General features: G+C 41.9%; 2 protein-coding genes and 1 pseudogene. All 3 read left to right on the forward strand.

Annotated features, from left to right (window positions below):
- A pseudogene (locus L4C33_RS21340) lies at window positions 1-237 on the forward strand (hypothetical protein); the annotation flags it as partial.
- Window positions 238-248: 11 nt separating this feature from the next.
- Window positions 249-1,484, forward strand: coding sequence for a CpaE/TadZ family protein (locus tag L4C33_RS21345; protein WP_428814398.1), 1,236 nt, complete (start codon window positions 249-251; stop codon window positions 1,482-1,484).
- Window positions 1,484-2,664 (forward strand): TadA family conjugal transfer-associated ATPase (locus L4C33_RS21350; RefSeq protein ID WP_428814399.1); only part of this gene is annotated, 1,181 nt, incomplete at its 3' end. The genes L4C33_RS21345 and L4C33_RS21350, both read left to right, overlap by 1 nt.

Genomic DNA, 2,664 nt, shown 5'->3' on the forward strand with positions numbered 1-2,664 from the left:
GAATATATGGTTAACAAAGGAGTCAGCGGTAATCTGGTGTCTTTAAAGCCGACTAATTCGCCTGATAAACGTTTGTTCGATCTATCCGTTCGCTATACAAAATATAAGACCATAACCCAAGTGTGTACTTACGAATCAATTGATCGTTTCGGGTACGGGGAAACAGGGTGCTACGCCGAGAATGCTAGATGGCAGTCTATGGTTAACCCAGAAAAAATGCTGAATAGCGTGCGATAGGCGATAGTAAAATGTTTGATCTAGTAGATATATTAAAAACAAAAGTAGAAGAGAAAGAAGTGGTTCAAGAACAGATAACCTCTGTATTGTTCCATCAAACACAAGAATGCATCGATYTTGTGGAAGAAGCTTTTCGCTTTGAGGGGATCGTTCCTCCGTCAATGTTGAATAATTCCGATGAGAATATCAAACAACATGTTCGTGAAGCTAACATCGAAATTGCTATCGTTGAATTGAATGTGACTGAARGTGTTACTGAAGATATGAAACGAATCAGCCATTTATTACCAAATAGCGCCTCGGTTATTGTGGTTGGTAGTGAAGACGCTATTTCTACCATACGTAATCTAAAGGATATGGGTTTCTACTATGTATTTTGGCCTATTACGAAGCAAGAATTGATCGACTTTGTAAGAAACGTGGATAGCAATCGAAAAAAGAACAGCGGACTAGGTAAAGATAGGACTGCAAAAAAAGTCGCAGTTTGGGGAACCAAAGGTGGTGTCGGTGCCACGATGCTGACTGCTGAGATAGCCTATGAACTCAGTGCTAAGAAGAAAAGTTCTTGTCTTATCGTTGATCATGATTTTCGTGGGGGAAATCTCGATATTTTCCTTGGTGAAAAGCACTTTCAGAAAAAGACTGTTGCTCCAGGAGCACTCACTGCAAATTTAGACGTGAGTTATGCAAGCAGCATGATCAAGAAAATCAATGACATGTTAGCTGTACTTGCCGTCGAGTCAGAAGAGCTTAATGAGCTCGAACTTAAAGAATACGCACGTTCTTTGTCTGGAAAAATGGCGGGGCAATATAACTTTATTTTAGAAGACCTATCGCGTTCTTCTAACTCAAAAACTGATCTAAAGTACATCGCTGAAAATAATGACATTATTGCATTAGTGCTAGAGCCTACCGTCTCCAGTGTACGTGAAACCAAGCGTCTTCTAGCTTCGTTAGAAAACTTGGATTCCAAAGTTCGCTGTATTGTTGTCGTTAACTACACCATGGTTGAAAAGTCGGCCACTATTTCAGTAGAAGAGATTAAGCAATTCTTGGCTCGAAACGTTGATGTGGTTTGCCCCAATGAAGCGCAGGTTGGAAAGATGGTCTTGGAAGGTCAGCATATCTATCAGTTGGGTCTACCTATTAGTAAAAGCTTGAATCGATTAACTTCATTATTACTTGGGGAAAGTGAGCGTAACGAGGAAACATCGCCACTTAAGAAGTTGCTCAAGAGGTTCAAATAATGGATCAGGCTAAATCCAACTACATAGCAATCCGTAATCAAATATTTGACGCGTTAGATGCTGAAGCTGTTCACTCTCTTTCGAAAGACGCATTAAGCAAACAACTGACCAGTGCGGTTGAAATGCTTATTGAAACGCACGGCTTTTCTGTAGCAACTGTCGTCAAAAATGAATACGTTCGTAGCTTAGTTGATGAGTTACACGGTCTTGGACCACTACAAAAGCTAATGGATGATGACTCAATTAGCGACATCATGATTAATGGCTATAACAATGTGTTTATAGAAAGAAACGGTATTGTTGAGAAAGCCCCTGTTAGCTTTATTGATGAGTCTCAGCTGTTACAAATAGCAAAAAGAATTGCTAGCCGAATTGGTCGACGTGTTGATGACTCTTCCCCTACTTGTGATGCGCGTTTACCTGACGGTAGCCGTGTCAATATAGTCACTCCTCCAATTGCTATCGATGGCACATCGGTTTCAATACGTAAGTTCAAGAAACAAAGCATTGACCTTGGTCAGCTAGTGGACTTTGGCGCGATGAGCCCTGAAATGGCTAAAGTTTTGATGATAGCGTCACGCTGCAGGCTGAATATTTTGATTTCGGGCGGCACAGGTWCCGGTAAGACGACAATGTTAAATGCGTTGTCACAATATATTTCTGAAAAAGAACGAATTGTCACAATAGAAGATGCGGCGGAGCTGAGGTTACTTCAGCCCCACGTAGTTCGTTTAGAAACGAGAACTGCTGGTATTGAGGGCACGGGGGCCATTACGCAAAGAGACTTAGTCATCAACTCACTACGTATGAGACCGGATAGAATCATAATGGGTGAGTGTCGTGGTGGGGAAGCGTTTGAAATGCTACAAGCCATGAATACTGGCCATGATGGGTCAATGTCTACCTTACACGCGAACACCCCTAGGGATGCGATTGCTCGTGTAGAGTCAATGATAATGATGGCGACAAGCAGCCTTCCCTTGGAAGCGATTCGTAGAACCATTGTTAGTGCAGTCGATCTCGTTATACAGATCAGCCGTCTTCATGACGGTAGTAGAAAAGTCATGAGTATTACGGAAGTCGTTGGCATTGAAGGTTCCAACGTTGTTCTTGAAGAGATATTTAAGTTCCAGCCAAAGATCCAAAGTGAATCAGGGAAGGTGTCGGGTCGTTATGTAAC

The sequence above is a fragment of the Vibrio makurazakiensis genome, assembly GCF_050337375.1.
GTDB lineage: Bacteria > Pseudomonadota > Gammaproteobacteria > Enterobacterales > Vibrionaceae > Vibrio > Vibrio makurazakiensis.